The organism is uncultured Ralstonia sp. (genome assembly GCA_913056305.1).
Taxonomy (GTDB): domain Bacteria; phylum Pseudomonadota; class Gammaproteobacteria; order Burkholderiales; family Burkholderiaceae; genus Ralstonia.
The window spans coordinates 1-25686 of the sequence record CAJXMR010000026.1; the positions used below are offsets into that span (position 1 = coordinate 1).

Consider the following 25686-nt stretch of genomic DNA (forward strand, 5'->3'; position numbering starts at 1 on the left):
GCCGCCGGCCCCGCGCCGGCCGCACCGCGCCGGTCCGCGCCTGCGCCGACCCTCTGGCGCCGCGTGCTGAGCTGGTTGACCACGCCCGGCGTGCCAGGCGGGGTTTTCGGCCTGGGGCTGGGCGCGGGCTCGCTGGCGGTGCTGGCGCTGGGCATTGGCGTGCTGCTCGGCCGGCCGGATGCGGAGGCCCTCACCGCACGCGACATCACGGCCAGCCACGTGCGTGCGCTACTGGGCGTGCGCGAGACCGACGTGCTGTCGTCGGATCGCCACACCGTCAAGCCCTGGTTCAACGGCCGCATCGACTATGCGCCGCCGGTCAACGACCTCGCCGCGCGCGGCTTCCCGCTCATTGGCGGGCGGCTGGATTACATCGACGGCCGCCCGGTGGCGGTGCTGGTGTATCGCTCGTCGCAGCATCCGGTCGATCTCTATGTACGTCCGGAGCCGGGCGCCGATGCTGGCGAAACCCTGCGCACCGAACGCGGCTACCAGCTGCTGCACTGGCGCACCGCCGGCATGGGCTACTGGGCCATCACCGACGCCTCCACCGACGTGGTGCGCGCCTTCGCGACCGCCGCACGTGGCGGATGATCGACTTCAAACGTTTGCGCTTGCCCTGGATCCGCGCGCGGCGTACTCGCGCTCGCTAAGGTGGTTGCCACCGGCAAATGCCCGCCGTTCCCAGAGGCTCACGTGGTACTCGCGCGGATGCCCGTGCCGCATTGGCCAATTGCGTGTGCCGATTGTGAAGACCGTGAAGGAAATGCAAGCGGCCTTCGTCGTCGACATCCGTGTCGTCAGCCTGCCGCAGGCCCGCGATCCATAACGCTCACCGATCACCGCTCAAGCTGAGCGCGCCCCTTGCCGTTTACGTCAATAGTGTTTCATTGATGACACGGCAAGGACATACCCGAATTTCCGCGAAACTCCACGGGTTTCGTCACCGCGCACGGGTGCCTTCCATTACTATGCAACGCAGTCTGAAACGGCGCTTAATGCGCCGTCCCTACGCGTTTCCTTTTCCGCATCCCCGACATCCAACATGGTTTCCGCCACGCCCCGCATCAGCAACGCAACCCTGGCAGGCATGCTTCGCGGCGGCCGCTTCACCCTCGGCAACCGGATCGTCGTCAGCTTTGGCGTGCTGCTCGTGCTGATGCTGGTGATGGCCGCCATCTCCTACACGCGCCTGCAGAACATCGACCAGGAAGCGTTCAGCCTGCAGCGCGATTCCGTGCCGGGCCTGTTCCTCGCCACCTCGATGCGCGCGGCCACGCGCAACAGCTATGCGGAGCTGGAGCGTGCGCTGTTTGTCGACAGCGACGCGGAGTCCATCAAGGAGGACCTCGAGCACACCGCAGAAAACCTGCGCCAGCTCAGCAAGCGTTCGACCGACTACGAAGCCTCGATTTTCCGCGACGACGACCGCGAACGTTATCGTGCCTTCCGCGCAGCTGCCGACAAGTACGTCGCGCTCATCAATGAGTCGATGGAACTGGCCCACACGTCCAAGCCGGCCGCGCAGGCGGTGGCGGTGCGGGCCGTATCGCTGTGGAAGGCATCGACCGCGCTCGCCGATGGGCTGGTCGCCGACAACCATGCGCGCGCCGATGAATCCGCTCAGCAGATCCAGAACGCGGTACGCACCACCGAGATCACCCTGGCCACGGCGCTGGGCTTCGTGCTGCTGGCCGCGCTGGTGCTGGGCTATGCGCTGTTTCGCGCGGTCACGGTGCCGATGGCGCGGCTGGTGGAGGTGCACGACAGCATGCGCACCGGCGACCTGACGCAGCGCCTGGACCTGCACCGCACCGATGAGTTCGGCACGCTGGAAGAAGGCTTCAACCGCATGAGCGAGGAGCTGACCGCCCTGGTGTCGCAGGCGCAGAAATCGTCGCTGCAGGTGACGACCTCGGTGGCCGAGATTGCCGCCACCTCCAAGGAGCAGCAGGCCACCGCCGCCGAGACCGCCGCCACCACCACCGAGATCGGCGCGACCTCGCGCGAGATCTTCGCCACCTCGCGCGACCTGCTGCGCACCATGAACGAGGTGTCGGGCGTGGCCGAGCAGTCCGCCACGCTGGCCGGCGCCAGCCAGAGCGGCCTCACGCGCATGGAAGACACCATGCGTGGCGTGATGGAAGCCGCCGGCTCGGTCAACGCCAAGCTGGCCATCCTCAACGAGAAGGCCACCAACATCAACCAGGTGGTCTCCACCATCACCAAGGTGGCCGACCAGACCAACCTGCTGTCGCTCAACGCCGCCATCGAGGCCGAGAAGGCCGGCGAATACGGGCGCGGGTTTGCGGTGGTCGCTACCGAGATCCGCCGCCTGGCCGACCAGACCGCCGTGGCCACCTACGACATCGAGCAGACCGTCAAGGAGATCCAGTCCGCCGTGTCGGCCGGCGTGATGGGCATGGACAAGTTCTCGGAAGAAGTGCGGCGCGGCATGCGCGACGTGCAGCAGGTCGGCGGGCAGCTCTCGCAGATCATCGCCGAGGTGCAGGCGCTGGCGCCGCGCTTCCAGATGGTCAACGAGGGCATGCAGACGCAGGCGACCGGCGCCGAGCAGATCACGCAGGCGCTGTCGCAGCTGTCGGAGGCCGCGCAGCAGACGGCGGAATCGCTGCGCCAGTCGTCGCAGGCGATTGACGACCTCACGCTGGTGGCCAACCAGCTGCGCACCGGTGTGTCGCGCTTCAAGCTCGAAGCCTGAGCGGCGCAGCCAGCAGTAGCGAGGCGGCCATGCTGTATCTCCTGTTTGAACTCGACGACGAGCGCTACGCGCTGGGCGTGGCGCAGATTGCCGAAGTGCTCGCGCTCAGCAGCCCGAAGTCGATTCCCGGCGCACCCGCCTGGGTGGCCGGCGTGATCGAGCGCAACGGCGTGCCGGTGCCGGTGATCGACGTCTCGCAACTCGCGCTCGGGCGGCCCGCGCGGCCGTTGCGTTCCACGCGGCTGGTGCTGGTGCGCTATGAGGCCGATGGCGTCGATGATGCCGCTGGTCACGACGAGGCGCCGCTGCTCGGCCTGATCCTGGAGCGCGCCACCCACACCCGCCGCATTGAGGCCGCACAGTTTGCCGACAGCGGCGTGGCGACGCCGCATGCGCGCTGGCTGGGGCCGGTGGCGAGCGACGCCACCGGGCTGGTCCAGCGCATCGAGGTGCAGCAGATGCTGGATGACGACGTGCGGGCGCTGCTGTTTCCGGCCCTTCCGGCTGGAAGGGCGGCCTGAAGCGGATGGACGTCATGAGCATCGTCGACCCCCGCTTCGAAGCCTGGCTCTCGCACGAGACCGGCATCGACGCGCCGTCGCTGGGCGTCAATGCGCTGGAGCGCGTGGTGCTGGAGCGTGCGCGTCGGCTGCAGGCCAACGACGCCACGCCAGTCGACGCCGCCACCATCGACGCGTACTGGTTGCGCCTGAACACCTCCGAGGCAGAACGCCAGGCGCTGATCGAAGCGCTGGTGGTGCCCGAGACCTGGTTCTTCCGCGACCGCGAGGCCTTTGCCACCCTGGCCCAGCAGGCGCATGCGCGCCTGGTGCGCGAGCCGATGCGCGTGCTGCGCATCCTCAGCGTGCCGTGTTCGACCGGCGAGGAACCCTATTCCGCCGCGATGGCCTTGCTGGACGCCGGCATCGACCCGGCGCGCTTTGCCATCGACGCCATCGACATCAGCGGCCGTGCCATCGAGCAGGCGCAGCGCGCGGTCTACGGGCGCAATGCGTTCCGCGGCCATCCGCTCACTTTCCGCGAGCACCACTTCAGCGAGGCCAAGGACAGTTGGCGCCTGGGCGAACACGTGCAACAGCGCGTGCGCTTCGTCCAGGGCAACCTCTTCGATGCGGTCACCGGCGGTGAAGCCCGCTACGACTTCATCTTCTGCCGCAACGTCCTGATCTATTTCCACCGCGAGGCGCAGGACCGCGCCATCCACCGGCTCGACGCGCAACTGGCCGACGGCGGCATGATCTTCGTCGGGCCGGCCGAGACCGGGCTGATGATGCGGCATGCGATGACGTCGGCGCGCATTCCGCTGGCGTTCGCCTTCCATCGCGCATCGGCCGGCGATGCGCCGGTGCGTGCCGCGATGCCGTTCAGTCTGCCGCTGGCCGACCTACCGGCGGCAACCTCCAGCTTGCCCACGTTCGCGGCGCTGACTGTACGGCGCCCAGTGGGTGCGCAGCAGCCGAGCGGGGTGCCGGTCGCGCCGCGCGTGACCATGCCGCTGCCTGTCCCGGCCTTGCCGCAGGTGTTGCCGGACCTGGCCGACGCGCGGCGCCTGGCCGATGCGGGCCAGTTTGACGAGGCCGAGCGCATCGCCAACGAGATCGCCAGCCTGCAGGCGCCGGAGGCCGACACCTTCTACCTGCTCGGCCTGATTGCCGATGCGCGCGGGCGGCATGCGGATGCGGGCGACTGCTACCGCAAGACGCTGTATCTCGACCCGACGCACTACGAGGCGCTCACGCACCTGGCTGCGCTGCTCGACGTGGGCGGCGACGCGGTGGGTGCGCGGCAGCTGATGCTGCGGGCACAACGCGCCATGGCACGCCAGAACAGGGCGCACACCGATGCGCCGGATCACACAAGAGGAGCCCATGGGTCGCGCCGTTCATGACCACGCGGGCGTGACAACGCTCGTTAACGATTGCTGGAACCGCATCGGCACGCGCGGCGACGGCTCGTGCCCGCGCCTGCCCGAGCACTTTCGCTGCCTGAACTGCCCGGTGTTTGAGCAAGGCGCGGCCGCACTGCTCGACCGCGCGCTGTCCGACGACGACCTGGCTGTTGCCGCGCAGGCCAGCCGCACCTCCAGCCGCCGCCGCGAAGAGGACGCCGAAGCGGACGCCAATGCGGCGGCCGCGCACGCGGTGCTGGTGTTCCGCATTGCCGGCGAATGGCTGGCCTTGCCCGCCGCGGCACTGCGACAGGTCGACAAGCCGCGCGCCATCCATCCGCTGCCGCACCGGCGCAAGGGCGCGGTGCTGGGGCTGGTCAACATTCGCGGCGCACTCACCGTCACGGTATCGCTGGGCAAGCTGCTGCAGCTCGATCACGCCGGCACCGGCAAGCATGCCGCCCGCAACGGCTACGCACGCCTGCTGGTGGCAACGCACCACGACGAGCCGGTGGCCTTTCCGGTGGACGAGGTGGAGGGCGTGCTGCGCTTTCCGGCGGCGGCGCTGCTGCCGGTGCCGTCCACGCTCACGCACGCCACCGTGCTGCACGCACGCGGCGTGCTGCCGTGGCGCGAGACCACCATCGGCCTGCTCGACGTTGACCGCCTGTTCGACTCGATTGCCCGGAGCCTGCGATGAGCACCGATGACGATCTGGGCCGCCAGTCGCTGCTCGCGCTGTTCCACGAAGAGGCGCAGACGCAGACGCGCGTGCTGTCCTCCGGGCTGCTGACGCTGGAGCACGCCCCAACCGACACCCGCGCGCTGGAGGCGTGCATGCGTGCCGCGCATTCGCTCAAGGGCGCGGCGCGCATCATCGGCCTGCAGGACGGCGTGGACGTGGCGCACCGGATGGAGGAGTGGTTCGTAGCCGCGCAACGCGGCGAGCTGCCGCTGTCTGCCCACCATATCGACGTGCTGCTGCGCGGGACCGATCTGCTGCTGCGCGTGGGGGAGCCAGGCAAGGGTGGGCAGGTCACGCGCGCGGAGATCGACGCGTTCATCGCCAGCGCGTCCGCTTCGGAGGCGTCGCCGCCATTGCCCGGGCCCGCTACGGCCGGCCGTGCGGAACAAGACGCGGAGGATGCGACGCTGCGCGCCGCGCTGGCATTGCTGGGTGCGGAAAGCGCGGCGCTCGCGGCACCGCCGCAAGCCGCTGAGCCGGCCAGCGAATCGCCCGCGCCGCTGCCTGTTGCCGACGATCCGCCCGCGGCCCGCATGGCCGGCACGCGCGACGCGCAACGCATGCTGCGCGTGCGCGCCGACAACCTCGACCGCCTGCTGAGCCTCTCAGGCGAATCGCTGGTCGAATCGCGCTGGCTCAAGCCGTTTGCCGAATCGATGCTGCGCGTCAAGCGTTCCCACCGCGAGGCAGCACACGCGCTCGACGTGTTCTACGAGAACCAGGTGGAACGCCTCGACCCCGATACGCACGCCGCGCTCAACGAAGTGCGGCAGATGCTCGGCAACCTGCAGCAGGCGCTGGGCGAGCATATCGACGATCTGGACCGCTTCGACCGCCGCAGCACCAACCTCGCGCAGCAGCTTTATGACGAGGCGCTGCAATGCCGGATGCGGCCGTTTGGCGATGCCACGCACGCCTACCCGCGCCTGGTGCGCGACCTCGCGCGCTCGCTGGGCAAGCGCGTGCGGTTCTCGATCGTCGGCGAGGCCACGCAGGTCGACCGCGACATCCTCGACATGCTGGACGCGCCGCTGGGCCACCTGCTGCGCAATGCGCTGGACCACGGCGTCGAGACGCCCGAGCAGCGCGCCGCGCTCGGCAAGCCGGCCGAGGCGACGGTCACGCTGGAGGCGCGCCATTCCGCCGGCAAGCTGCTGATTGCCATCGCCGACGACGGCGCCGGCATCGACCTGGAGGCGGTGCGTGCGGCCGTGGTGCGGCGCGGCTTGTCCGATGCCGATACGGCCAGCCGACTGTCCGACCATGAACTGCTCGAATTCCTGCTGCTGCCGGGTTTCTCGATGCGCGAGCAGGTGACGGACGTGTCCGGTCGCGGGGTCGGGCTCGACGCGGTGCACGAGATGGTCAAGGCCGTGCGCGGGACGGTGCGCATCCACAACGAGCCGGGCCGGGGTGCGCGCTTCGTGCTGCAGTTGCCGCTCACGCTGTCGGTCATCCGCAGCCTGCTGGTGGATGTGGGTGGCGAGGCGTATGCGTTTCCGCTGGCCTACGTGCGGCGCACGCTGGAGCTGTCGCGCAGCCAGATCGACATGCTCGAAGGCCAGCAGCATTTCGCATTCGAAGGCCGGCCGGTTGGGCTGGTCATGGCGCACCAGTTGCTCGGCACGCCCACGCCCGACAAGGCCCGCGACAGCGTGGCCGTGGTCGTCATCGGCGAGGGCGAGCAGACGTACGGCATTGCGGTCGACCGCTTCCTGGGCGAGCGCATGCTGGTGGTGCAGCCGCTCGACGCGCGCCTGGGCAAGGTGCGAGACATCGCCGCCGCCGCGCTGATGGAGAACGGTGACGCCGTCCTGATCGTCGACGTGGACGACCTGCTGCGCTCGGTCGACAAGCTGGTGCGCGGCGGTCAGTTGGACAAGGTGCAGCGCGGCCAGGGCGTGGCGGTGACGCAGCAGAAGCATGTGCTGGTGGTGGACGATTCACTGACCGTGCGCGAGCTGGAGCGCAAGCTGCTGGAGAAACGCGGCTATGCAGTGACGGTGGCGGTGGACGGCATGGATGGCTGGAATGCCCTGCGCGGCACGCAGGTCGACCTGGTCGTCACTGACATCGACATGCCGCGCATGGACGGCATCGAACTCGTCACCCTCATCAAGCGCGACGCCGTGCTCAAGACCCTGCCCGTGATGATCGTCTCGTACAAGGATCGAGAAGAAGACCGCCGGCGCGGGCTGGATGCCGGTGCGGACTATTACCTGGCCAAGGGCAGCTTCCATGACGAAGCGCTGCTCGATGCCGTGCGGGATTTGATCGGCGAGGCGCGCGCATGAACATCGGTATCGTCAACGACCTTCCACTGGCCGTCGAGGCACTGCGCCGCGCGATTGCCCGCCGCCCCGAGCACCGCGTGCTGTGGGTGGCGACCGACGGTGCGCAGGCGATCGACTTCTGCGCTGCGCAGCCGCCCGACGTGGTGCTGATGGACCTCATCATGCCGCGCTTCGATGGCGTCGAGGCCACGCGGCGCATCATGGCGTCGGGCAACCCGTGCGCGATCCTGGTGGTGACCAGCAGCGTGGGTGCCAACGCGTGGCGCGTGTATGAGGCGATGGGGGCTGGCGCGCTGGATGCGGTCGACACGCCCACGCTGGGCGACGGCGATGGCGGCGCGCTGCCGCTGTTGACCAAGATCGACCAGATCGGCCGCCTGCTGGAGAAGCCGGCGGTGCCCAAGCCGGCCGTCGGCACGCCGCAACGCAACGGCGCGGCCCCGCTGGTGGCCATTGGCGCATCGGCCGGCGGTCCGACGGCGCTGGCCAACCTGCTGGGCAAGCTGCCGGCGGACTTTGGCGCGGGCATCGCGGTGGTGCAGCACGTGGACCAGGCCTTCGCGGCAGGCATGGCGGAGTGGCTGGACGGGCAGTCCGCGCTCAAGGTGCGCGTGGCCATCGAAGGCGACCGGCCGCAGCCCGGCGTGGTGCTGCTGGCCGCCACCAACGACCATATGCACGTGCGGGAAGACGGCAGCTTCGGCTACACGCCCGAGCCCGCGTCGACGCCGTACCGTCCATCGGTCGACGTGTTCTTCCACAGCGTGGTCGAGCACTGGCAGGGCAGCGCGATTGGCGTGCTGCTGACGGGCATGGGGCGCGATGGTGCGATCGGCCTGAAGGCGATGCGCGCCAAGGGCTATCACACCATCGCCCAGGATGAGGCGACCAGCGCGGTGTACGGCATGCCAAAGGCTGCCGCCGCGCTGGGGGCGGCACGATCGATCCTGCCGCTGGACCGGATTGCCGGCGAACTGGCCGCGCTGGTCCGGAAATGAACAACTGAACACACTTAAAGACAGGCCAGACACGTATCTGGCCGGAGAACAACATGGAAGACCAAGCTCGCGGGGCGCCGGAAACGGACTCCAATGATTCGATGGCCGCTGCGGCCGATGCGGCGCTGGAAGTGGCGCGCATCGCGCTGGGCATGCCGGCTGCCGCCGATGTGCCGGCGATGGTTCTGCTGGTGGACGACCAGGCCATCGTCGCGGAGGCCGTGCGGCAGGCCCTGGCCGCGGCGGACGGCATTGATTTCCACTACTGCGCGCGCTCGGACGACGCCATGCTCATCGCCGAGCAGACCCGCCCGACGGTGATCCTGCAGGATCTCGTCATGCCCGGTACCGACGGCCTGACGCTGGTGCGCGAGTACCGCGCCAACCCGGCGCTGCGCGACGTGCCGATCATCGTGCTGTCGACCAAGGAAGAGCCGGTGATCAAGAGCGCGGCGTTTGCGGCTGGCGCCAACGACTACCTGGTCAAGCTGCCGGACCGCATCGAGCTGCTCGCGCGCATCCGCTACCACTCGCGTTCGTACGTCAACCTGCTGCAGCGGGACGAAGCGTATCGCGCGCTGCGGCAGTCGCAGCAGCAACTGCTCGAGGCCAACCTGGAGCTGCGACGCCTGTCGCACTCCGACGGCCTGACCGGTCTGTCGAACCGCCGCTACCTCGATGAATACCTGAGTGCTGAATGGCGCCGGGCGGCGCGCGAGCAGTCGACGCTGTCGCTGCTGATGATCGACGTCGACAACTTCAAGCTCTACAACGACACCTATGGCCACGTGGCTGGCGACGAAGTGCTCAAGCGCATCGCGCGCACGGTCGAAGGGTGTCTCGCGCGCCCAGGCGATCTGGCGGCGCGCTTTGGTGGCGAGGAGTTTGCGGTGGTGCTGCCTGGCACGCCCCTGACTGGCGTCGAGTTGCTGGCCGAGAAGATCCGCAGCGCCATCGAAGCGTTGCAGGTGCCGCACGAGAACGCGGCTGTCGGCGATGTGGCGACCGTCAGCATTGGCGGCGCGGTCATCACGCCGATGCCCGGCATGGACATGACCGCGCTGATCGAAGCGGCCGACCTCGGGCTCTACCAGGCCAAGCGCGAAGGCAAGAACCGCGCGGTGATCGCGCCGGATCTGACCGACTAGCGCGAGCGCTGCTTCAGCGCATGTTGTCGAGAATGCCGCGTGCGCGCATCTTCGACCTGCGCGCGGCATCTTCCGGCCGCGCCGCCATGCACTTGCGCACGACGGCACAGTACGATGGGGCGACGCAGTGGGTGCCAGCGTAGTAACCGCGGGCGACCAGCAAGCGATGCATGGCCGGCAGCCGGTACGAGGGCACGCTTGCGGCCAGATGATGCTCGACGTGGAAGTTCACACGGTTCGGCCCGATCAGCAGGCGGCCGAGCGGCCCGGCCAGCGTCGTGCCCGTGTTCTCGCGCGGGTCACGCGAGACATGGTTCGGTACGGTGCCATGTTCGCTCATCACGCGCAGCCGCACGAATAGCGGGAAGAAGAACACCATGCCGATCCACCAGCACGCATAGACCTGCGGCACGCCCAGCGCCCACAGCGTGCCGAACAGCAATCCATGCGCAACCAGGAAGGGCGCGGTGGCGCGGCGGTCGAAGGTCTGCACCTGATAGATGAGGTTCTTCACGCCGTTGATGCCCGACACATCGCGCAGGAACTTGCGCGCCAGGCTCGCGCGCGTGGCCGGGTAGCCTTGCACGAAGGCGAGATCGGGGTCGTGCTCGGTGCCGGCGGTGCGGTGGTGCTCCAGGTGCCCCTTGCGGTACGCCTGATACGGCACGTTGGGCAGCCCGCCAAACAGCCAGGTGCCGGCCCACTCATTCATCCGTCGTGCGCTGAAGAAGGCCAGGTGTGCCGCATCGTGCGTGAGGATGCCCAACCCCAGCGCGCGCCCGGCCAGCACGATCGACGCTACCACCCACGCCACCGGGTGATGCCACACCGCCGGCAACGCAAACGCGGCGGCGATTAGCGCGAAGTTCACGCCCGTCACCCACCAAGCGCGCAGGTCGGAGGGCGTCGTCAGTGCTTTCAGTTCAGCCTTGTCGAGCACGTTGAGGATGGACATCGCGGGGGCCTCCGTCAGCGCGCGTAGAACGCCTTGCCTTGTGCAGCCATGTCACGCAGCAGCGCGGGCGGCGTGAAGCGCCGGCCATGCGCGTCGGCCAACTGCATGCAGGCCTGCACGAACGCTTGCACGCCCACGCGGTGGATATGCGAGACGGGCCCGCCACGGAACGCCGGAAAGCCCCAGCCGAGCAGCGCGCCCACGTCCGCATCGCGCGCATCGTTGAGCACGCCTTCATCCAGGCAGCGCGCGGTCTCCACCGCCTGCACGGCGATCATGCGATCTATGAGTGTCTGCACGTCGGGTTGCACTGCCGCTTTCGGATACTCGGACGCCAGCCCCGGCCACAGCGTCTTCTTGCCGCCTTCGGGATAGTCGTAGAAGCCCTGACCCGCCTTGCGCCCGATGCGGCCCAGCGCCACCATGCGCTCGGCCACTGCTTCACCCGGGCGCTCGATATAGGCGATGCCGAGGTCAGCGCGGGCCTGCTGGTTGACCTTGTGGATCAGCTCACTGGACACCTCGTCGATCAGCGCGAGCGGCCCGACCGGCATGCCGGCCTGCAGCCCGGCGTTTTCGATCAGCGCGGGGGTCACGCCCTCGCTCAGCATGGCCAGCCCTTCGAGCACGTAGGTTGAGAACACGCGGCTCGTGTAGAACCCCCGGCTGTCGTTGACGACGATAGGCGTCATGCCGATGGCACGCACGTAATCTAGCGCCTGTGCCAGCGTGGTTTGCGTCGTCTGCCGCGCGACGATCACCTCCACCAGCGGCATCTTGTCGACTGGCGAGAAGAAATGCAGGCCGATGAAGTTGCCCGGGCGGCTGCTCGCCTCGGCCAGCCCGGTGATCGGCAGCGTGGACGTGTTGGACGCGAAGACGGCATCGGGCGACAGCACGGCCTCGGCCTGGCGCGTGACGTCGGCCTTGATGTCGCGGTGTTCGAACACGGCTTCGACGACGAGCCCTGCGCCATCCAGATCGGCGTACGACGTGGTGGGCTGGATGCGTGCGAGCAGCGCCTCGCCTTGTTCGGGACGCAGTGCGCCGCGCTGGACCTGTTTCTCGACCAGCTTGCGCGAATAGTCCTTGCCGCGCTCGGCGGCGTCTTGCGTGGTGTCGAGCAGCACGACCGGCAGGCCGGCCTTGGCCGTCACGTAGGCAATGCCCGCACCCATCATGCCGGCGCCGAGCACGCCGATTTTCGCGTAGCGCCGCACCGGCACATCGGCCGGGCGTGCGGCCAGCTTGTTGGCCGCGTTCATGCTGAAGAACAGCGTGCGGATCATCGCGCGTGCTTCCGGCGACAGCACGGCCTGCACGAAGTAGCGGGCCTCGGTCTTCAGGCCCGTATCGAGATCGGTGATGAGGCCTTCGTACACGCACGACAGGATGCTGGCGGCGGCCGGGTAGTTGCCGTGCGTCTTTTGTCGCAGCATGGCGTTGGCAGCCGTGAATAGCTGTTGCACGGCGGGGCTGGAGATGCCGCCACCGGGGATCTTGTAGCCTTTCACGTCCCACGGTTGCTGGGCGCGGGTCTGGCCTTCACCCAGCAGCCAAGCGCGCGCGGCGTTGACTTCCTCGCCAGCGTTGACCACCGCATCGAGGATGCCCAGCTTGAGTGCGTCAGCCGCCTTGATACGCTTGCCTTCGACCAGCATCGGCAGCGCTTTCTGCACGCCGATCAAACGCGGCAGCCGCTGCGTGCCGCCGCCGCCCGGCAGCAGGCCGAGCGTGACTTCCGGCAGGCCGAAGCGCGCGCGGGCGTTGTCGGCCGCCACGCGGTAATGGCACGCCAGCGCAATCTCCAACCCGCCGCCCAGCGTCGAGCCGGGCAGCGCGGCCGCCACCGGCTTGCCGCAGGTCTCCAGCTTGCGCAGCGCGCGGTGCAACTGGCAGGTGCGCTCGAACAGCGTGGCCGCATCGTCGCTGGCCTGCAGCCATTCGAGATCACCGCCCGCGATGAAGTCCGGCTTGGCGGAGGTGATGAGGATGCCCTCGACGCTGGCATCCGCGCACACCTGGTCGATGGCGCTGAAGAAGGCGGCGCAGGTCTCGCCGTTGAGCACGTTCTGCGCGCGGCCCGGCTGGTCCCACGTGAGCGTGGCGATGCCGTCGGCGTCGATGGTGATGTCGATCATGTCGGCGCTCCCCTTAAATGCGTTCGATGATGGTGGCGGTACCCATGCCCGCGCCCACGCACAGCGTGGCCAGGCCCGTGCTCGCGCCGCGCCGCTCCAGCTCGTCGAGCAGCGTGCCGAGGATCATGGCGCCGGTCGCGCCCAGCGGATGCCCCATGGCGATGGCGCCGCCGTTGACGTTGATCCGGTCGTGCGGCACGGCCATCACCTCCATGAAGCGCAGTACCACCGAGGCGAAGGCTTCGTTCAGTTCATACAGGTCGATGTCGGCGGCGCGCATGCCGGCGCGCTTGAGCGCTTTCTCCGCAGCGTAGGACGGGCCGGTCAGCATGATCGACGGCTCGGAGCCGATGCTGGCGAAGCTGCGGATGCGCGCGCGCGGCTTGAGGCCCGCGCGCTCGCCAGCCTCGCGGCTGCCGATCAGCACGGCTGCGGCGCCATCGACGATGCCCGAGCTGTTGCCGGCGTGGTGCACGTGTTCGATGCGTTCCAGCTCCGGATAGCGCTGGCGGATCACGGCGTCAAAGCCGTACTGCTCGCCGAGTTCGGCGAAGGACGGCTTGAGCTGCGCGAGCGTGTCGACCGTGGTCTGCGGGCGGATCATCTCGTCACGGTCGAGGATGGTCAGGCCGTTCTGGTCGCGCACCGGCACGATGGAGCCGGTGAACCAGCCCGCCGTGCTGGCGGCATGCGCGCGGCGGTGGCTCTCGGCGGCATAGGCGTCCACATCGTGGCGGCTGTAGCCTGACTGCGTGGCGATGGTGTCGGCCGACACGCCCTGCGGCACGAAGTATTGCGGAATGGCGATGGCCGGATCGACCGGCCACGCACCGCCGCTGGCGCCCATCGGCACGCGCGACATGCTCTCCACGCCGCCGCCGATGGCGAAGTCCGACTGGCCCGCCATCACCTGCGCGGCGGCCATGTTGCAGGCTTCCAGGCCCGAAGCGCAGAAGCGGTTGATCTGCACGCCGGCAGTGCTCTCCGCATAGCCGGCGGCCAGCACGGCGACGCGGCCGACGCAGGCACCTTGCTCGCCCACGGGCTCCACGCAGCCGAGCACGACGTCATCGACCAGCGACGTATCGAGCCGGTTGCGATCACGGATGGCGCGCAGCGCGGTCTCGGCCAGGCGCAGCGGCGTCACGCCGTGCAGGCTGCCATCCTTCTTGCCTTTGCCGCGCGGCGTGCGCACAGCGTCGTAGATATAGGCTTCCATGCGATTCCTCGGTGTCGTGTCCGTCAAAGGGTGCGGGCGATCAGCTCTTTCATGATCTCGTTGGTGCCGCCGTAGATCTGCTGCACGCGGGAATCCGCCCATGCGCGAGCGATCGGGTATTCCCACATGTAGCCGTAGCCGCCGTGCAGCTGCACGCAGCGGTCCATCACCTTGAACTGCAGGTCGGTGGTCCAGTACTTGGCCATCGAGGCGGTGGCGGCATCGAGCTTGCCGGCCAGCTTCAGCTCGATGCAGCGGTCCACGAACACGCGGCCGATCTGCACCTCGGTCTTCAGCTCGGCCAGCGTGTGGCGCGCGGTCTGGAAATCGATGACGGGTTTGCCGAAGGCCTGGCGCTCGCGCACGTAGCGCAGCGTCCAATCGAGCGCGCCCTCGGCCGAGGCGATGGCGCCGATGGCGATCTGCAGGCGCTCCCACGGCAGCTCCTGCATCAGGTACGAGAAGCCGCGGTGCTCCTCGCCGAGCAGGTTGGCGGCGGGCACGCGCACGTTGTCGAAGAACAGCTCGGCGGTGTCCTGCGCCTTCATGCCGACCTTCTTCAGGCGCTTGCCCTTGCTGAAGCCGTCCATGGTGGTGTCAACCACGAGCAGGCTGGTGCCCTTGGCGCCGCCCTCGGGCGTGGTGCGCGCCACCACGATCACCACGTCGGCGTGCCAGCCGTTGGTGATGAAGATCTTGGAGCCGTTGAGCACGTAGTGGTCGCCATCGCGCGTGGCGGTGGTGCGCACGCCTTGCAGGTCGGAGCCGGCGCCGGGCTCGGTCATGGCAATCGCGCCGATCATCTCTGCGCTGGCGAGCTTGGGCAGGTAGTGCTGCTTCAATGCCTCGCTGCCGTAGTGCAGCAGATAGGGCGCGACGATTTCCGAATGCAGGCCGAAGCCGAGGCCCGTGGCGCCGGCGCGGTAGATCTCTTCGATCAGTACGGCGCTATAGCGGATGTCGGCGCCGGCGCCGCCGTAGGCTTCGGGCATGCTGGCGCAGTGGTAGCCGGCGGCGGCGGCGGTTTCCCAGACGGTGCGGTCGACGTAGCCCTGGTCTTCCCAGCGCTCGTGGTGGGGCAGGACTTCGGCGTCGATGAAACGGCGGACGGATTCGCGAAAGGTGTCGTGTTCGGCGTCGAACAGCGTGCGGGCAATCATGACGGCTCCGGTTGGAGGGGGCGGATGGTTGCCGTATTTCAGCAAGACGGCGACAATTTCGGTTGATCTGAATCGCCACGTTCTTGATATGAAAGGCCAGTCGAAACTTGCTTCCAAACGCCCCAATCGACCTGAGCGCGCCCGCATCGCCATCCTGCTGCCGCCGCGCCTGTTCGCTGGCTACGTCTTCCTCACGCAGGAGATGCTGCTGGTGGCTGGTACCTTGCAGGCGCGCAGTCTGGATGTGGTGGGCAGCCGCTTGTTCGATATCGATCTGCTGTCAGCAGACGGCCAACCGGTGATCAGCTTTGCCGATATGCCCGTGCCGGCGAGCCGTGCGCTGGAGGTGGCCGGCGCGCACGACGTGGTGATCGTGCCCGGCCAGTTCGCGCCGCAGCCGACGCTGGAAGCGGAGGAGCCGATGTTTGCCGAATGGCTGCGTGCGCGCTACGACGCCGGTGCGCTGGTGGTCGGCCTGAACGCCGCGCCGCTGCTGGCCAAGGCCGGTCTGCTCGATGGCTGTAGGGCGACCGGGCTGGCGAGCGAACGCGCTTGGTTTGCGCGTCACTTTCCGACGGTGCGCTACACGCCGGACAAACCTTTGGTGGTGGACGGCCGATTGATCACGGTGAGCGGCATTTACCCGGCAGTGGACGCGTGCGCGTACGTCATCGATCACTGCTGCGGTGCGGGCGCGTCGCGGCGCCTGCTGCGCACGACGCTCAACCAATCGCTGCCGTCGCACGAGCACATGGCCGTGTGGACGGCGCAGTTCAAGCGCCACGGCGACGCGGCCGTGCTGGCCATCCAGGAGATCGTGGAGCGGGAGTTGGCGGCGCCGCCCGCGCTGGCCGAGCTGGCCGCCCAGGCGGCGATGAGCGAGCGGACCCTCACGCGCCGCTTTGCCGCCGCCACCGGCAGCAACCTGCGGCGCTATGTGGCGGCGTTACGGTTGGAGTTGGCGGCGTTTCTCTTGCGCACGGGCCGGCAGTCGCTCGACCACATTGCCGACGAATGCGGCTTCGGCAGCGTCAGCGCACTGAGCCGCGCGTTTGCCGCCGGCCACGGCTGCAGCCCCCTGCGCTACCGGGCGCAACAGCGCGGCCAGGGCGCTGCCTGAGCGATTCACGGGCGAAAGAGATCGAAGCCGGCGAGCAGGACGACCCCGGCCAATGCCGTGAGCGGTAAGGAATGCTGCCCGAAATACAGCAGCGCAGCGGCCAGCCAGCTGGCCGCGAAGAAAGCACTCATGCGGTTCATGATCCCACCTGATGGTTCTGTTGTTGGGGCGGCGTACCCGGCACACCAAGCGCATCACGCGTGCTGGAAGCGGTGCTCCTGGGTCTTGCCGCCATAGCCGTAGGCTGCAGCGCGGACGTCCTGCACATAGATATAGCTCTCTTCATGCAGGTTGCCGAGCAGCCCGGCAAAGGCCTCGAACGCTTCGGCGATGTACTGCGCCTTCTCCGCCTTGGTGTTGGTCTCGTCCGTCACCTTGATGTCGAAATAGACGCTGTTCTTGCCTTGCGCGGCGAGCGTCTGCCCGCCGACGATCCAGTCCGCCGGGTCGACGTAGTCGATGGTGATGGCGGTGACCTTCGGGTCCTTGCCGAGGATGCGGGAGGTGAGGTCCAGCAGCGTGGCGGCAATCTTCTGCGTCATCTGCGCAGAACGCTGGGCACTGACTTTGACGTTGAGGATCGGCATGATCGTTTCCTTAGTTAGTTAGCAATACAACTATATGCGCAAAAAAAAGGGCGCTCAGGTCAGGGTCGAGCGCACGTCGCGGATCTTCGACACCGTGTTGGTGAACTCCGCGCTGCCCAGCACGCGTTTCAGGCGGGCCGTGACTGCGCCGCTGGCCGCGTTCAACGCTGCGCCGATCTTCATCGCCTCCGGTGTCGGGAAGATGGCGGTTTCGCGGCCGTCGGCTTCGGTCTTGCGGCGTTCGATCAGGCCCTTGGCTTCCAGGCCATCCAGCGCGCGGGTTGCCGTGGGGCGTGTTACCGACATCGCGTCGGATAGCTCGCTTTGCAGCATGCCGGGGTGGTCTACGATGGCTCTCAACATGAAGCCCTGTGGGGGCGTCAGGTCGAAGGGCGCGAACGCTTCTGCCCAGACGCGCTCCAGTTTGCGGGCCAGGGCTGAAGTGTTGAAGTAGAGGCAGTGATCGAACATGGGTTGGATGATAGTGCTAGATGGTTAGATATGCAACTTGTTTTGGGTTTTGTTGTTGATGGTGCATCCCTTGTTTCATCCCCTGCCGGGGCTGACCTACTTTTCTTTGTTTCCTTTCTTTGGCAAGACAAAGAAAGGGAGTCGGGCCCGGCGAGGCACGAAACCAGGGATGGACCACAAGCAACAAACACCCATACCTCTATCAGCCAGCATCCCCAACAAGCATTTCCAATCCGGAACCCATGGCCTTCCGAAATAGCGTGTTGTGCCATCACGGGAATGGCTACAGTAAGCCCGCATAACGTGCCGAATCTGCAAGCACGCCGACAAGACGCCCCGCCAGGCACGCACCCAGACGCGCCGGCCGCGCCATCAGGAGACAAAGCCCATGCAGCGCCCCATGACGGCGGACGCCCCGCCCATCGCCATGCCCGAAACGGAAACGGACCCCCGCGCCGCTGCCGCGCTATCGGCCCGCATGGACCGCCTGCCCATCACGCGCCAGCTATGGGTGCTGGTGCTGCTGATCTCGCTCGGCGGCTTCTTCGAGATCTACGACCTGATCTTCACCGGCTACATCGCGCCGGGCATGGAGAAGAGCGGCCTGCTGCGCGTGACCACCGACACCTTCTTCGGCCTGCACGGCATGGCCGGTTTCATCGCGGCGACATTCGCGGGGCTGTTCGTGGGCACGTTCGGCTTTGGCTGGCTGCCCGACCGCTATGGGCGGCGCACGGTCTTCACGTTTTCGCTGCTGTGGTATTCGGTCGGTTCGGTCGTCATGGCGTGCCAGCACAGCGCGGAGGGGCTGCTGATCTGGCGCTTCATCACCGGCATTGGCGTCGGTATCGAGATCGTCACCATCGACAGCTACGTCACCGAGCTGGTCCCGCAGCACATGCGCGGCCGGGCGATGGCGTTCAACCAGATGGTGATGTTTGCCGCTGCGCCGGTTGCCGCACTGCTGTCGTACTGGCTGGTGCCGACCACCGTACTGGGCATCGACGGGTGGCGCTGGGTGGTGTTGCTGGGCTCGGCGGGCGCGGTGCTGGTGTGGTTCATCCGCCGGGCGGTGCCGGAGAGCCCGCGCTGGCTGGCGATGCATCAGCGCGTGGAGGCGGCTGAGCGCGTGGTGCGCAAGATGGAAGCGACGGCCGAGCGTGAGTCCGGACACGCCTTGCCGGCGCCGCTGCCCGCCGTGGTCCTGCCGCCGCATCGGCGCGCCTCGCTGGCGGAGCTGTGGGAGCCGCCATACCGTGCGCGTCTGGTCATGCTGATCGTCTTCAACTTCTGTCAGGCCATCGGCTACTACGGCTTTGCCAACTGGGTGCCGACGCTGCTGATTGGGCAGGGCATCACCGTCACCAAGAGCCTGCTGTATGCGTTCGTGATTGCGATTGCGCTGCCGGTCGGGCCGCTGCTGGCGATGCTGGTGGCCGACCGCGTCCAGCGCAAGTGGCTGATCGTCGGTTCGGCATTTGCCGTGATCGTGTTCGGGCTGGCGTTTGCGCAGTTCAAGGCTGCCCTGCCGCTGATCGTGCTGGGCGTGCTGATCAGCCTGGCCGGACAGACGATTTCGGTTTGCTACCACGCCTATCAGGCAGAGCTGTTTCCCACGGCGGTGCGCTGCCGTGCCAACGGCATTGTCTATTCAGCCAGCCGCGCGGGCGCGATGCTGTCGGGCTTCATGATCGCGGCGCTGCTGCGCGACTTCGGGGTGGCGGGCGTATTCGTGGGCATCACCGCGTGCATGGTGGCGGTGATGATCTCGATCGGTGGGTTCGGGCCGAAGACCAACGGTGTGCGGCTGGAGGACCTGTCGCACTGAAGCGCTCGACACGTGGTGTGACTCCAGCACTTAACCTGGGGCCATCATCGCCGTGTGAGTGAGATGGTCCACCAGCAGACGCGCGGCCGGTGAGAGCGACTGCACGTTTCGGTAGCACAGCGCGAAGCGTCGGCGTGCCCAGTCGTTGGAGAGCGGCACGATCTTCACACCCAGCATAGGCGCCAGCGGCTCGGCCACTTCGCGCGGCACGATGGCCAGGCCCAGGTTGGCCCGCACGCAGCGCAGCGACGCGTCGAAGGTCGAGACCACCGCGCGATAGTTCAGCGCCTGGCCGAGGATGGCCGCGTAGCGCGAGAGCATGGTGTACACCGCCGTCTGCGCGGGCAGCCCCACATGGTCGAACGGCAGCGTTTCTTCAAACGTGCAGGAGTCGGCGTTGGCGAGCGGATGCGAGGCATGCACCACCGCCGCCAGATGGTCGCCGCGATACGAGCGCGTTTCAAAGCCTTCCAGATCCGCCGCGTCCCAGCACACACCCAGCGGCGCCGACCCTTCGCGCAGCGCGCGCACTACGTCGCTGCTCAGGCATTCCTCCAATGTGACACGGATGTCGCGGTGCTCGGGGATCTTCAGGAAGGCCGCGATGTCATCCGGCAAGGACTCGGCCATCGACGAGACGGTGGCCAGCACACGCACCTGCCCGCGGATGCCGGTGCCGTACTCGGCCATGTCGCGCGCCACGCGATCGGCGGCGGCCAGCATGGCGCGCGCGTGCGCCAGCACGATCTCGCCCGCTGGCGTCGGGATCACGCCGCGCCGCTGGCGCTCCAGCAGCGGTGCGCCGACGGTGTCCTCCAACTGCGCCAGCCGCTTGCTGATGGCCGAGGCAACGATGTTCTGCTGTTCCCCGGCGCGCGCCATGTTGCGCGTCTCGCAGACGGCAACGAAGAGGCGCAGGGTCGTCAAGTCGAGGTCACGCATGGTTGAGCGGCCGGGTTGCAGGCCTTCCGAAAGGGAATGTGGATACGGAAATCATAGCCATCAGACGTCGATTCCGGAATGCCTGCCATCGTGATAAATGCGACCGCGAGGCTTTCCAAAACGGAATGAACACGTGCGTAATTGATCGCTGTTGCATCTGTAGAGAACCACATAGAGTCGGTGTGTTGATGGATTCCATACCGCCCAACTGCACATGACCGCACGCTCCACTGCCACCACCGTGATCCGCGAAGTCGGATTGCGCGACGGCCTGCAAAGCCTCCAGACGATCCTGCCCACCGAGCAAAAACGCGAATGGATCCGCGCCGCGCATGCGGCGGGGTTGCGCGAGATCGAGATCGGCTCGTTCGTCCCTGCGCGCCTGCTGCCGCAGTTGGCCGATACGCGCGCGCTGGTCGACTACGCGCGCACGCTGCCGGGCCTGTTCGTTTCCGCGCTCGTGCCCAATCTGCGTGGTGCGGAAGACGCCATCGCCAGCGGGGTGGACCTCATGATCGTGCCGCTGTCGGCCAGCCACGCCCACAGCCTCGCCAATCTGCGCAAGACGCCGGACGAAGTGGTGGCCGAGGTGGCGCGCATCCGCGCCGCGCGCGATGCCGCCGGCGCGCAGACGCTGATCGAAGGCGGCGTCGGCACGGCCTTCGGTTGCACGCTGCAGGGCCGCGTCGATCCCGATGAGGTGCTGCGCCTGATGCAGGCACTGCTCGATGCTGGCGCCGATCGTGTGAGCCTGGCCGACACGGTCGGCTACGCAGACCCGGCAGCGGTGCACCGACTGTTCGAGCGCGCCGTCGCCATCGCAGGCGAGCGCTTCTGGTGCGGCCACTTCCACGACACGCGCGGGCTGGGGCTGGCCAATGTCTACGCGGCCATGCAGGCGGGTGTGACGCGCTTCGATGCGTGCCTGGGCGGTATCGGCGGCTGCCCGCACGCACCCGGGGCGAGCGGCAATGTCGCCACCGAAGACCTTGCCTTCATGCTGGAGAGCATGGGCATCGCCACGGGCGTCGACATTGCGCAGTTGCTGGCGATGCGCGAACGCCTGGTCGGCTGGCTGGCGGGCGAGACGCTGCACGGCACGCTCTGGCGCGCGGGTCTACCCAAGACATTTGCTTCCACTTCAACGCACGCGGCCATCGCGGCCTGACGACCATGCCACACGACAACGAATCCCTGCCGCTGGCCGGCGTGCGCGTCCTGGAGTTCACGCACATGGTGATGGGCCCGACCTGCGGCATGATCCTGGCCGACCTGGGCGCCGAGGTGATCAAGGTCGAACCGCCCGGCGGCGACAAGACCCGCAACCTGCCCGGCCTTGGCATCGGCTTCTTCCGCGCGTTCAACCGCAACAAGAAGAGTGTTGTGCTCGACATCACCACCGACGAGGGCCGCGCCACCGCGCGCGAACTCGCCGGCCAGTGCGACGTGGTGCTGGAGAACTTCCGCCCTGGGCTGATGGAAAGGCTCGGGCTGGACTACGCATCGCTGTCAGAGGCATATCCGCACCTGATCTACGTATCGCACAAGGGCTTCTTGCCGGGGCCGTATGAGCACCGGCTGGCGCTGGACGAGGTGGTGCAGATGATGGGCGGGCTGTCGTACATGACCGGCCCAGTCGGGCGCCCGCTGCGCGCCGGCACTTCGGTCAACGACATCATGGGCGGCATGTTCGGTGCCATTGGTGTGCTGGCGGCGCTGCGCGAACGTGACCGCACCGGCCGTGGCCAGGAGATCCAGAGCGCGCTGTTCGAGAACTGCGTGTTCCTGGCCGCGCAGCACCTGCAGCAATACGCGATGACGGGCGAGGCGCCGCCGCCAATGCCCTCGCGCGTGTCGGCGTGGAGCGTGTACGACGTCTTCACACTCGCGGGCGGTGAGCAGCTCTTCATCGGTGCGGTGAGCGACAAGCAGTTCGTTACGCTGTGCCAGGTGCTGGGGCATCCGGAATTGGCGGGTAATCCGCAGTATGCCGACAACGCCGCGCGTGTGGCGGTGCGGCCGCAGCTGCTGCAGGAACTCGGCAATATCCTGGCCGACCTCGACGTCCAGGCACTGGCCCCGCAGCTGGAAGCCGCCGGCATTCCCTACGCGCCAATCGTGCGCCCCGACCAGCTGCTCGATGACCCGCACCTCAAGGCCAGCGGTGGCCTGGTGCCGATGCAGATGGACGATGGTTCGACGGGGCCCACGGTGCTGTTGCCGCTGTTGATGGGCGGGCGTCGTCCGGGTGTGCGCAACCCGCTGCCCAGGGTGGGCGAACATAACGGCGAGATTCTTGCCCGGTTGCGCGAGCGTGTGGCCTGAGCAACGTTTTCTCGGGTCGCCATGGAAAGGGGCAGCCACCGCACGATCATGGGGCTTGACATGTGCATATGCACTGCTAAACTCGCCACATGTCTCAAACACCCGCCCGCCCCGTCTGCAACGCGCTCGCCATCCGTCAGGCGGCGCGCTATGTCACGCAGGTCTACGACCGCCATCTGGGTGAGGCAGGACTGACCTCCTCGCAATTCTCCGTGCTCGCGGCAATCGCGCAGGCGACCGAGCCCACCATGGCTGCGCTCGCAGACTGGCTGGTGATGGACCGGACCACGCTGGTGCGGGCGCTCCAACCCATGCAACGAGACGGACTGGTCGTGTCGAAAGCCGTGCCGGACAGCCGCGCTGCGGAGTTGCAGTTGACCCCGCGCGGCCAGGCGCTGATCAAGGCAGCCCACCCGCATTGGCAAGCCGCCCAGCAGGAGATCGACGACAAGTTTGGCGCGGTGCGCGCGCAGGCGCTGCGCGAGGCGCTGTATGAACTGACAGCGAGTTGAGCCCATCGCCCAGAAGGGGCGCTCTTTTTTGCTTAATGCTGTGCATATACACATATGGAGAATGAAATGGACATCCGTGGCAAGACCATCCTGGTGACCGGCGCCAACCGTGGGTTGGGCCGCCAATTTACGCAGGCCCTGCTGGCAGCGGGCGCGGCCAAAGTGTATGCGGGCGCGCGCGACCCGAAGACCGTCACGCAGCCGGGCGTGCACCCCGTCCGCCTGGACGTGACCGATGCCGAGAGCATCGCAGCCGCCGCGGCCCAGTTGACCGACGTCGAAGTGGTGATCAACAACGCCGGCATCGCGCAGCGTGTCTCTTTGCTCGCGCCGGAGAACACCGAGGCGGTCAAGGGCATCTTCGACGTGAACGTGTGGGGGCTGCTTGCTGTCACGCAGGCCTTTGCACCGGTGCTCAAGCGCAACGGCGGCGGCACGGTGGTCAACGTGCTGTCGGTGCTGAGCTGGCTGGCGATGCCGACCAGCGGTGCCTACAGCGCGTCCAAGGCGGCCGCCTGGGGGCTGACCAACGGGCTGCGGCACGAGCTGCGCGGCCAGGGCACGCGCGTGGTGGGCGTGCATCCGGCCTTCATCGACACCGACATGACGGCCGGCATCAACGCGCCGAAGTCGTCGCCCGAGCACGTTGTAGGCGAGGTGCTGCGTGCACTGGCCGAAGACCGGGAGGAAGTGCTGGTCGATGACGTGGGGCGCAACGTCAAGCAGTCGTTGTCTAGCGATGCGCCGGCCTATCTGGCAGCCAGCGCATGACGTACTGAATCAAGTTCGGCACAGCCCGCGCAACCCTTCTGCCAACGCATCAAACACGAGCCGTACCCGCTGCGGTACCGGGCCGCGTTGCGGGCGGTACACGTGGAGCGTCCACGGCGCCGGCTCGAACCGGCGCAGTACGCGCACCAGCGCGCCGCGCTCCACGTGTGGGCGCAGCAGGTATTCCGAGGTCTGCGTGAAGCCGATGCCGGCGCAGGCCGCCCGCACCTCGGTTTCCGGATCGTCGGTGATGAAGGCCGGCGTGCGCGGCTGCACCTGGGTGTCGTCGCGGAAGACCCAGGGCCAGGCGCGGCCGTCGGCGCGGTTGATCAGGGTGGTCAGCGGCAGCGCGGTGAGCGCAGCGGGCGTCTTCGGCTCGCCCACGCGTTCGAGCATCGCGGGCGAGGCCGCCACCCATAGCGGCAGCGTGCCGAGCTGCCGCGCGACGAAGCGGTTGTCGCCGAGGGTGCCGACGCGCACGCCCACGTCGATCTGTTCGTCGACTACGGCGGATGGCGTATCCGACAGGCGCAGGTCGGCCACCAGCCCCGGGTGCTGCCGCATCAGTCCGCTCAGGATGGGCAGCACGTATTCGCGTCCGACATGGGTGGGTGCCGCAACCCGTACCGTGCCGCCGGCCTCGGCTGCCTTGGCGGAGGTGGCATCGAACAGGCCATCGACCGTCTGCAGCGCCGCCTGCGCATGCGCCGCGAAATCCCGCCCGTAGTTCGTGATCTGCACGCTGCGCGTGTTGCGATGGAACAGCGTCTCGCCCAAGGCCGCCTCCAGCTCGCGCACGGCACGCGTGATGGCTTGCGGTGATACGCCCAGGCGCGCGGCCGCCTCGCGGAAGGTCGGGGCACCGGCGGCGGCAGTGAAGATGCGCAGCAGTTCGAGACGGTCTTGCATTGCGGCTCCGAGAATTCCAAATCGAGGAATTTTGTTTGCCGGATTATTCCATTTATTTGTGTCGCAAGCCTACCCATACTTGGCTCCAAGCCTGGCGGCATCGGCAGCCCCGAACGCCAGTGATCCCCATACCACGGCAAGGAGCCGGCAATGAACGCAGCAAACAATCAACATCAACCGCTGGAAGGCAAGATCGCCCTCGTGACGGGCGCGAGCTCTGGCATCGGCCGCGCGGCGGCCATCGAACTGGCGCAGCGCGGCGCGAAGGTGGTGGTCGCGGCGCGGCGCAAGGCAGAACTCGATGCCCTGGTCGCGGCCATCCAGGCCGACGGCGGAGATGCGGCTGCCATTGAAGTCGACGTCACGCGTGAAGACGACATCCGCAAGATGGTCGACTTCGCCGTCGCCACCTACGGGCGCCTGGACATCGCCTTCAACAACGCGGGCACCGAAGGCGTGTTCGCGCCGCTCACGCAGCAGACCGATGCGACCTACGACAAGGTGTTCGACCCCAACGTGCGCGGCGTCTTCAACTCGATGAAATATGAGGCCGAGGTGATGCTCAAGCAGGGCGCGGGCAGCATCATCAACAACGCCTCGATGGGCGGCGTGATCGGCTTCGAGAACGCGGCGCTGTACATCGCCACCAAGCATGCGGTGATCGGCATGACCAAGACGGCCTCGATCGAATGGTTCCGCCGCGGTGTGCGCGTCAACGCGCTGGCGCCGGGGCTGATCGAGACGCCGTTCCACCATCGCGGTATCTGGCCGTCGGATGAGGCCCGGCACGACTTTGCCGCCAACACGCCGGCTGGCCGCTTCGGCAGCGCGCAAGAGATGGCGACCATCGTGGCCTTCCTCGCGTCCAACGACGCGAGCTACGTGTCGGGCCACGCGCTGGTGGCCGATGGCGGCTATTCGGTTGCTTGA

24 protein-coding genes are annotated in these 25686 nt (G+C 67.7%); 15 read left to right on the forward strand and 9 right to left on the reverse strand.

Going from position 1 to position 25686, the window contains the following annotated elements; translation table 11 throughout:
• From QZ609_RS06890 to QZ609_RS06925, 8 genes are all read left to right on the forward strand, one after another.
• Nucleotides 1-594: anti-sigma factor (locus QZ609_RS06890; RefSeq protein ID WP_295492540.1), on the forward strand; the 594-nt coding region annotated here is incomplete at its 5' end.
• Between the two features lie 451 nt (nt 595-1045).
• Nucleotides 1046-2722: a methyl-accepting chemotaxis protein gene (locus QZ609_RS06895; RefSeq protein WP_295492541.1), complete on the forward strand. Its 1677-nt coding sequence runs from the start codon at nt 1046-1048 to the stop codon at nt 2720-2722.
• Between the two features lie 29 nt (nt 2723-2751).
• Nucleotides 2752-3243, forward strand: coding sequence for a chemotaxis protein CheW (locus QZ609_RS06900; RefSeq protein ID WP_295492543.1), 492 nt, complete (start codon nt 2752-2754; stop codon nt 3241-3243).
• Nucleotides 3244-3257: 14 nt separating this feature from the next.
• A complete protein-coding gene (locus QZ609_RS06905) occupies nt 3258-4631 on the forward strand; it encodes a CheR family methyltransferase (RefSeq protein ID WP_295492545.1) in 1374 nt (457 codons plus the stop codon).
• A complete protein-coding gene (locus QZ609_RS06910) occupies nt 4612-5331 on the forward strand; it encodes a chemotaxis protein CheW (RefSeq protein WP_295492547.1) in 720 nt (239 codons plus the stop codon). Before QZ609_RS06905 ends, QZ609_RS06910 begins: the two co-directional genes overlap by 20 nt.
• Entirely contained in the window at nt 5328-7670 is a 2343-nt protein-coding gene (locus QZ609_RS06915) for a hybrid sensor histidine kinase/response regulator (RefSeq protein ID WP_295492549.1), read from the forward strand. Before QZ609_RS06910 ends, QZ609_RS06915 begins: the two co-directional genes overlap by 4 nt.
• Complete coding sequence (locus QZ609_RS06920; protein ID WP_295492551.1) at nt 7667-8668, forward strand: chemotaxis response regulator protein-glutamate methylesterase; 1002 nt, start codon at nt 7667-7669, stop codon at nt 8666-8668. Before QZ609_RS06915 ends, QZ609_RS06920 begins: the two co-directional genes overlap by 4 nt.
• 152 nt (nt 8669-8820) lie before the next feature.
• On the forward strand, nt 8821-9816 hold the full coding sequence (locus tag QZ609_RS06925) for a diguanylate cyclase (RefSeq protein ID WP_295492616.1): 996 nt from the start codon (nt 8821-8823) through the stop codon (nt 9814-9816).
• Between the two features lie 13 nt (nt 9817-9829).
• On the opposite strand, the gene QZ609_RS06930 is transcribed toward QZ609_RS06925, so the two are convergent.
• Genes QZ609_RS06930 through QZ609_RS06945 form a run of 4 tightly spaced genes read right to left on the reverse strand, consistent with a single transcriptional unit; the run spans nt 9830 to nt 15291 of the window.
• Complete coding sequence (locus tag QZ609_RS06930; protein WP_295492553.1) at nt 9830-10771, reverse strand: fatty acid desaturase family protein; 942 nt, start codon at nt 10769-10771, stop codon at nt 9830-9832.
• A 14-nt stretch (nt 10772-10785) separates the two neighbouring features.
• Nucleotides 10786-12912, reverse strand: a complete 2127-nt coding sequence (locus tag QZ609_RS06935; protein WP_295492555.1) for a 3-hydroxyacyl-CoA dehydrogenase NAD-binding domain-containing protein — start codon at nt 12910-12912, stop codon at nt 10786-10788.
• A 13-nt stretch (nt 12913-12925) separates the two neighbouring features.
• A complete protein-coding gene (locus QZ609_RS06940; RefSeq protein WP_295492557.1) occupies nt 12926-14131 on the reverse strand; it encodes an acetyl-CoA C-acetyltransferase in 1206 nt (401 codons plus the stop codon).
• Between the two features lie 23 nt (nt 14132-14154).
• A complete protein-coding gene (locus QZ609_RS06945; RefSeq protein WP_295492559.1) occupies nt 14155-15291 on the reverse strand; it encodes an acyl-CoA dehydrogenase family protein in 1137 nt (378 codons plus the stop codon).
• A gap of 88 nt (nt 15292-15379) precedes the next feature.
• On the opposite strand from QZ609_RS06945, the gene QZ609_RS06950 reads away from it, so the two are divergent.
• Nucleotides 15380-16411: a helix-turn-helix domain-containing protein gene (locus QZ609_RS06950; protein WP_295492561.1), complete on the forward strand. Its 1032-nt coding sequence runs from the start codon at nt 15380-15382 to the stop codon at nt 16409-16411.
• A gap of 5 nt (nt 16412-16416) precedes the next feature.
• On the opposite strand, the gene QZ609_RS06955 is transcribed toward QZ609_RS06950, so the two are convergent.
• Genes QZ609_RS06955 through QZ609_RS06965 form a run of 3 tightly spaced genes read right to left on the reverse strand, consistent with a single transcriptional unit; the run spans nt 16417 to nt 17469 of the window.
• Nucleotides 16417-16551, reverse strand: a complete 135-nt coding sequence (locus tag QZ609_RS06955) for a hypothetical protein (RefSeq protein WP_295492563.1) — start codon at nt 16549-16551, stop codon at nt 16417-16419.
• A 54-nt stretch (nt 16552-16605) separates the two neighbouring features.
• Complete coding sequence (locus tag QZ609_RS06960; RefSeq protein ID WP_295492565.1) at nt 16606-16998, reverse strand: 4-oxalocrotonate tautomerase family protein; 393 nt, start codon at nt 16996-16998, stop codon at nt 16606-16608.
• Between the two features lie 54 nt (nt 16999-17052).
• On the reverse strand, nt 17053-17469 hold the full coding sequence (locus QZ609_RS06965) for a MarR family transcriptional regulator (RefSeq protein WP_295492567.1): 417 nt from the start codon (nt 17467-17469) through the stop codon (nt 17053-17055).
• Between the two features lie 388 nt (nt 17470-17857).
• On the opposite strand from QZ609_RS06965, the gene QZ609_RS06970 reads away from it, so the two are divergent.
• Nucleotides 17858-19297 (forward strand): MFS transporter, encoded by a 1440-nt coding sequence (locus QZ609_RS06970; RefSeq protein WP_295492569.1) that lies wholly within the window; start codon nt 17858-17860, stop codon nt 19295-19297.
• Nucleotides 19298-19327: 30 nt separating this feature from the next.
• Here QZ609_RS06970 and QZ609_RS06975 read toward each other — a convergent pair whose 3' ends face one another.
• Complete coding sequence (locus tag QZ609_RS06975; RefSeq protein WP_295492571.1) at nt 19328-20239, reverse strand: LysR family transcriptional regulator; 912 nt, start codon at nt 20237-20239, stop codon at nt 19328-19330.
• A 214-nt stretch (nt 20240-20453) separates the two neighbouring features.
• Between QZ609_RS06975 and QZ609_RS06980 the strand changes: the two genes are divergently transcribed.
• The 4 genes from QZ609_RS06980 (at nt 20454) to QZ609_RS06995 (ending at nt 23847) form a co-directional block, all read left to right on the forward strand.
• The gene (locus QZ609_RS06980) at nt 20454-21407 is read left to right on the forward strand and encodes a hydroxymethylglutaryl-CoA lyase (protein ID WP_295492573.1); all 954 of its coding nucleotides are present in this window, start codon (nt 20454-20456) and stop codon (nt 21405-21407) included.
• A 5-nt stretch (nt 21408-21412) separates the two neighbouring features.
• On the forward strand, nt 21413-22564 hold the full coding sequence (locus tag QZ609_RS06985; protein ID WP_295492575.1) for a CaiB/BaiF CoA-transferase family protein: 1152 nt from the start codon (nt 21413-21415) through the stop codon (nt 22562-22564).
• Nucleotides 22565-22653: 89 nt separating this feature from the next.
• Entirely contained in the window at nt 22654-23076 is a 423-nt protein-coding gene (locus tag QZ609_RS06990) for a MarR family winged helix-turn-helix transcriptional regulator (RefSeq protein ID WP_295492577.1), read from the forward strand.
• Nucleotides 23077-23142: 66 nt separating this feature from the next.
• Entirely contained in the window at nt 23143-23847 is a 705-nt protein-coding gene (locus QZ609_RS06995; protein WP_295492579.1) for an SDR family oxidoreductase, read from the forward strand.
• A gap of 9 nt (nt 23848-23856) precedes the next feature.
• Here the strand turns inward: QZ609_RS06995 and QZ609_RS07000 are convergent, their stop codons facing one another.
• A complete protein-coding gene (locus tag QZ609_RS07000) occupies nt 23857-24756 on the reverse strand; it encodes a LysR family transcriptional regulator (protein ID WP_295492581.1) in 900 nt (299 codons plus the stop codon).
• Between the two features lie 150 nt (nt 24757-24906).
• Here QZ609_RS07000 and QZ609_RS07005 point away from each other — a divergent pair, with 150 nt between their 5' ends.
• Nucleotides 24907-25686, forward strand: a complete 780-nt coding sequence (locus tag QZ609_RS07005; RefSeq protein ID WP_295492592.1) for a glucose 1-dehydrogenase — start codon at nt 24907-24909, stop codon at nt 25684-25686.

Bases quoted from the DNA above. Each gene is read 5' to 3' on its own strand.
- QZ609_RS06895 (WP_295492541.1), top strand. From the start codon at position 1,046: ATGGTTTCCGCCACGCCCCGCATCAGCAACGCAACCCTGGCAGGCATG.
- QZ609_RS06900 (WP_295492543.1), top strand. From the start codon at position 2,752: ATGCTGTATCTCCTGTTTGAACTCGACGACGAGCGCTACGCGCTGGGC.
- QZ609_RS06905 (WP_295492545.1), top strand. From the start codon at position 3,258: ATGAGCATCGTCGACCCCCGCTTCGAAGCCTGGCTCTCGCACGAGACC.
- QZ609_RS06910 (WP_295492547.1), top strand. From the start codon at position 4,612: ATGGGTCGCGCCGTTCATGACCACGCGGGCGTGACAACGCTCGTTAAC.
- QZ609_RS06915 (WP_295492549.1), top strand. From the start codon at position 5,328: ATGAGCACCGATGACGATCTGGGCCGCCAGTCGCTGCTCGCGCTGTTC.
- QZ609_RS06920 (WP_295492551.1), top strand. From the start codon at position 7,667: ATGAACATCGGTATCGTCAACGACCTTCCACTGGCCGTCGAGGCACTG.
- QZ609_RS06925 (WP_295492616.1), top strand. From the start codon at position 8,821: ATGCCGGCTGCCGCCGATGTGCCGGCGATGGTTCTGCTGGTGGACGAC.
- QZ609_RS06930 (WP_295492553.1), bottom strand. From the start codon at position 10,771: ATGTCCATCCTCAACGTGCTCGACAAGGCTGAACTGAAAGCACTGACG.
- QZ609_RS06935 (WP_295492555.1), bottom strand. From the start codon at position 12,912: ATGATCGACATCACCATCGACGCCGACGGCATCGCCACGCTCACGTGG.
- QZ609_RS06940 (WP_295492557.1), bottom strand. From the start codon at position 14,131: ATGGAAGCCTATATCTACGACGCTGTGCGCACGCCGCGCGGCAAAGGC.
- QZ609_RS06945 (WP_295492559.1), bottom strand. From the start codon at position 15,291: ATGATTGCCCGCACGCTGTTCGACGCCGAACACGACACCTTTCGCGAA.
- QZ609_RS06950 (WP_295492561.1), top strand. From the start codon at position 15,380: ATGAAAGGCCAGTCGAAACTTGCTTCCAAACGCCCCAATCGACCTGAG.
- QZ609_RS06955 (WP_295492563.1), bottom strand. From the start codon at position 16,551: ATGAACCGCATGAGTGCTTTCTTCGCGGCCAGCTGGCTGGCCGCTGCG.
- QZ609_RS06960 (WP_295492565.1), bottom strand. From the start codon at position 16,998: ATGCCGATCCTCAACGTCAAAGTCAGTGCCCAGCGTTCTGCGCAGATG.
- QZ609_RS06965 (WP_295492567.1), bottom strand. From the start codon at position 17,469: ATGTTCGATCACTGCCTCTACTTCAACACTTCAGCCCTGGCCCGCAAA.
- QZ609_RS06970 (WP_295492569.1), top strand. From the start codon at position 17,858: ATGCAGCGCCCCATGACGGCGGACGCCCCGCCCATCGCCATGCCCGAA.
- QZ609_RS06975 (WP_295492571.1), bottom strand. From the start codon at position 20,239: ATGCGTGACCTCGACTTGACGACCCTGCGCCTCTTCGTTGCCGTCTGC.
- QZ609_RS06980 (WP_295492573.1), top strand. From the start codon at position 20,454: ATGACCGCACGCTCCACTGCCACCACCGTGATCCGCGAAGTCGGATTG.
- QZ609_RS06985 (WP_295492575.1), top strand. From the start codon at position 21,413: ATGCCACACGACAACGAATCCCTGCCGCTGGCCGGCGTGCGCGTCCTG.
- QZ609_RS06990 (WP_295492577.1), top strand. From the start codon at position 22,654: ATGTCTCAAACACCCGCCCGCCCCGTCTGCAACGCGCTCGCCATCCGT.
- QZ609_RS06995 (WP_295492579.1), top strand. From the start codon at position 23,143: ATGGACATCCGTGGCAAGACCATCCTGGTGACCGGCGCCAACCGTGGG.
- QZ609_RS07000 (WP_295492581.1), bottom strand. From the start codon at position 24,756: ATGCAAGACCGTCTCGAACTGCTGCGCATCTTCACTGCCGCCGCCGGT.
- QZ609_RS07005 (WP_295492592.1), top strand. From the start codon at position 24,907: ATGAACGCAGCAAACAATCAACATCAACCGCTGGAAGGCAAGATCGCC.